The organism is Vibrio sp. V42_P2S4T144, assembly GCF_009904715.1.
Lineage (GTDB): Bacteria > Pseudomonadota > Gammaproteobacteria > Enterobacterales > Vibrionaceae > Vibrio > Vibrio alginolyticus.
This window is the reverse complement of sequence record NZ_WXWS01000070.1, coordinates 1-3480: the sequence shown is the minus strand read 5'-3', so window position 1 is coordinate 3480 and position 3480 is coordinate 1. Positions and strand designations below refer to the sequence as shown.

Below are 3480 nucleotides of genomic sequence, written 5' to 3'. Positions count from 1 at the left end.
ATGCCACTACCGAGCTATCTTGGTAATCTGATTTAGGAATAAATAAGAAGAAACTATGGACCACTCTTTGCAGTTACAAAAAGAATCAAAAGCCACGCTATTTTGGCAAGGTACACTTGCGATGATGCCTCTGAGTATCGCAGTGCTCCCTTGGGGCTTACTCGCAGGCTCATTCGCAATTGATACTGGGCTTCACCCTTTGGAAGGGCAAGCACTATCCGCCATTTTGTTCGCAGGTTCTGCACAGCTCGTCGCGATGGGAATGATTAAAACGGGAGCAGGTCTAGTGACCATGTTACTGACAACGTTTTTTATCACCTCTCGACACTTCCTCTACAGTGTATCGATGCGCAGTAAAATTGCACCGCTCCCTCTACAATGGCGATTATCACTCGGCTTCTTACTTACTGACGAGCTGTTTGCGATTGTAGGCCACCATTCCGATAAACAGTTTAATCGCTGGTATGCACTTGGGGCTGGTCTGAGTTTTTACCTGTTTTGGAATGTCGCGACATTGACGGGCATTATTGCGGGAAGTCTAATCCCTGAACTGAACGAAATGGGTTTGGAATTTGCTGTAGCCGCAACTTTTATCGCGATAGTAGTACCCACCATTAAAAATGCAGCAGTGCTCGCGAGTGTTATTGTGGCTTTGGTGAGCTCAGTTGCCCTAACCTATTATCAAATTGAGGGAAGTTTGATGATTTCAAGCATTTTAGCCATGCTTACTGGTTACTTTGTGGAACAAGTAAAGGAGAAACGCTAATGATCATGTTGGCTATTTTGCTGATGACGGTACTTGTTTTCACCAGCCGCTACTTGTTTTTAGAACCCAAGCTACCATTGCGATTAGGGACGCGCACTCAAAAAGTACTCAATTACGCTAGCCCCGCAGTACTGACTGCGATCTGGGCACCTATCGTTTTCATTCCCGATGGGGAGCTCAGCGTCAATGTGCAAAACCCATTTTTACTGGCTGCCGTACTGGCTGCTTTAATCGCGTATTTTACTAAAAATGTTCTTTTAACGACGGTTATCAGTATGGTGGTATTTCTCGTTCTACGAATTTGGCTTTAATCCGCCAACCACTCAATCTCCAACAAGGTGACATCGCCACACTTTAATCGACCAAGGAAGATGTCACCTTCATGTACCTCACCAACGCCCTTTGGTGTACCGGTCATCACTACATCGCCATCTTGAAGTGTTGTGTAACTGGTTAATTCATCCAGGATAGTTAGCGGCGGATAGAGCATTTGGTTAACGTGACCTTTTTGTACACGAACACAGTTGATTAAGAGCTCAAGGTTAAGATCATTGATATCAATGTTATCCAAAGAGACAAACCGACTAAACACAGCAGAGCCATCAAATGCCTTAGCTCGCTCCCACGGCAACCCCTGATTTTTAAGCGAGGATTGCAAACCACGCTTGGTCAGATCCAATCCCAAACCAACCGCTGAATAACGTCCATCCTTGATCAAAAAGCAGATTTCAGCCTCATAATGAAGGGGCTCTTGATGGAATGAACGCAGAGTTGTTGATACGGAAGTTGCGGGTTTATTAAATACCACCATTTGCTCAGGCATTGCATTATTAAGCTCATGAATATGTTCAACGTAATTTCGTCCAACACAAAGCACTTTACCCACTTCTACTTTCTTTTCTTCAACTTGAATAACACTCATCATTCTTCCCTGCAAAACAAAAATCCCATCATAATCTAACCTATTGACTTAACGACACTAAATAGCAACCTCTAGTGTAAAAAATAAGACATTCACCCCGTTTTGAGTTTTGTATCATCTAATTGAAACAGCAAAGTATTTGTAAAACAAATAGACAAAAAAGCCAGCACGAGGCTGGCTTTAGATCAATGAGCTTGAATAATAGTTCTCGCTAAACCCTATTATAGGTAGTAACGAGCACCTAACGCCCATTTGTCATCAGTTTCACGACCATTGTCGTCATTTAGGTCAAACTGGTAACCCGCGTAACCAACAAATTTAGGCGTGAAGTTATATTCTGCTTGTAGTGCCATTTCTTCACGAGCAGTTTCTGTTTTAGAGCTCTTAAACTCTTTACCTTCCACCATCTCATAGTTAACACTCAAGTTTAGGCTGTTTGCTAGAGCGTATGCGATGATCGCTTCGTACACATCACTTTCTTCTAAACGGTCGCCTTTTGCACTGAAGTTCATGTTTTCGTTTGAACCATAAACCGCAGCAAGGAATAGGCCTTGGCCGTACGCACCGTAAGATGCTGATACAACGTGTGATTCCGCCGTGTGCTTACCTGCATATGCAGGGTGCTGGAAATCACCGCCATTGTATGAATAACCGATTTTAGCGCCCATGATTGAGTAAGAAAGCGCAGCTTGCACACGGTCATCGTATTTAGCACCGCCAGTTATAACTCCAGCATCGTTGCGCGTGTAATCATCGTTTGCACCCTGCCAACCAAGACCAAAGTTGATCACACCCGCTTCACCCAACTCGATGGCATTACGGTAAGAAAGCATTTTATCCGCACGGCCAGTGCCAAGGTTTCCATGATCGTCATAGATGAAGTCGTTGGCAAACGCGATTGGCATATCTGCAATACCTGCGACATCGTAGTAAGGTGACCATTGCGTACCACCTACTGCACGACCATAAACCTCATGAGTTATACCTAAGTAACCTAGACGAGTTTTAAACGACTCTTCACCACCGTCTAAGTAGTTTAGCGCCCATTCACCACGTGCGTCTGCGGTGAAGCCATTACCCAAATCCTGTGTCGCAGAGATATTGATACGAGGAGAGTTAGTACCCACATCCGTGTCACCTTGCTCTGATCCATTTAAATTAACAGAAACGTGGCCGCCCATCGAAAATGTTGTGCCATCGTTATTATATAGTTCCACTGCAACTGCTTGAGTACCGAAAGTTGCTGCCGCGATTGCCGCTGCTAATAATTTTTTATTCATTTCTAAATCCATTACTTATTAGTTGGTTAGTCAGTTTTAGACCCGGCTTTGGTTCACTTTCGTAAAAACGAAATGATGAACAAAGAGAGGAATACAAAGGCTATCCGAGGCATCGTTTCCACCAGATTAGTTTTACCTTTGTGTAACAACTGCCGACACTTTATTTGATTAGTTCCTGACAACCGAGTGAAAAGATCTCAGACAAAACCTAAAAAGCAATCGTTTACTTAGCCTTCAAGAAATCGAGAAATAAAAACCTTACAATAAGAAATGCTTTAGAGAGAGTGAGCTCACAAATAGCTGATGATTCGCTATTTTTAGGCCAAACTTCCCTGCCAAATTGAAATGTTTACTTACATTTAGGGTCAAGAAACAATTCAGGAACTTTTTGAAAAAAACACAGTCTTCAACGGAGAGGAAAAACCTCAAAAAAGATAAACCTTTCTTTTTATAAGTGGTATGAGAAGGGGCACTTATTCTCGCCAGCAATAAAAGTGCAATCAAATCATAAC

5 protein-coding genes are annotated in these 3480 nt (G+C 42.9%); 2 read left to right on the top strand and 3 right to left on the bottom strand.

Annotated elements, in window-relative coordinates; translation table 11 throughout:
• Positions 1 to 55: 55 nt before the first annotated feature.
• On the top strand, positions 56 to 766 hold the full coding sequence (locus tag CAG68_RS02205) for an AzlC family ABC transporter permease (protein WP_161440733.1): 711 nt from the start codon (positions 56 to 58) through the stop codon (positions 764 to 766).
• A complete protein-coding gene (locus tag CAG68_RS02200) occupies positions 766 to 1077 on the top strand; it encodes an AzlD domain-containing protein (RefSeq protein WP_005385193.1) in 312 nt (103 codons plus the stop codon). The genes CAG68_RS02205 and CAG68_RS02200 overlap by 1 nt, the downstream gene beginning before the upstream one ends.
• Here CAG68_RS02200 and CAG68_RS02195 read toward each other — a convergent pair.
• The 3 genes from CAG68_RS02195 to CAG68_RS22270 all read right to left on the bottom strand — a co-directional run.
• On the bottom strand, positions 1074 to 1688 hold the full coding sequence (locus CAG68_RS02195; protein ID WP_017635857.1) for a fumarylacetoacetate hydrolase family protein: 615 nt from the start codon (positions 1686 to 1688) through the stop codon (positions 1074 to 1076). The genes CAG68_RS02200 and CAG68_RS02195 overlap by 4 nt on opposite strands.
• A gap of 221 nt (positions 1689 to 1909) precedes the next feature.
• Entirely contained in the window at positions 1910 to 2968 is a 1059-nt protein-coding gene (locus CAG68_RS02190; protein WP_047101621.1) for a porin, read from the bottom strand.
• Between the two features lie 258 nt (positions 2969 to 3226).
• On the bottom strand, positions 3227 to 3480 hold a 254-nt coding region (locus CAG68_RS22270), incomplete at its 5' end, for a hypothetical protein (RefSeq protein WP_237667824.1).

Excerpts from the sequence above, each read along its gene's own strand:
- CAG68_RS02205 (WP_161440733.1), top strand. The coding sequence starts at position 56 with ATGGACCACTCTTTGCAGTTACAAAAAGAATCAAAAGCCACGCTATTT.
- CAG68_RS02200 (WP_005385193.1), top strand. The coding sequence starts at position 766 with ATGATCATGTTGGCTATTTTGCTGATGACGGTACTTGTTTTCACCAGC.
- CAG68_RS02195 (WP_017635857.1), bottom strand. The coding sequence starts at position 1,688 with ATGAGTGTTATTCAAGTTGAAGAAAAGAAAGTAGAAGTGGGTAAAGTG.
- CAG68_RS02190 (WP_047101621.1), bottom strand. The coding sequence starts at position 2,968 with ATGAATAAAAAATTATTAGCAGCGGCAATCGCGGCAGCAACTTTCGGT.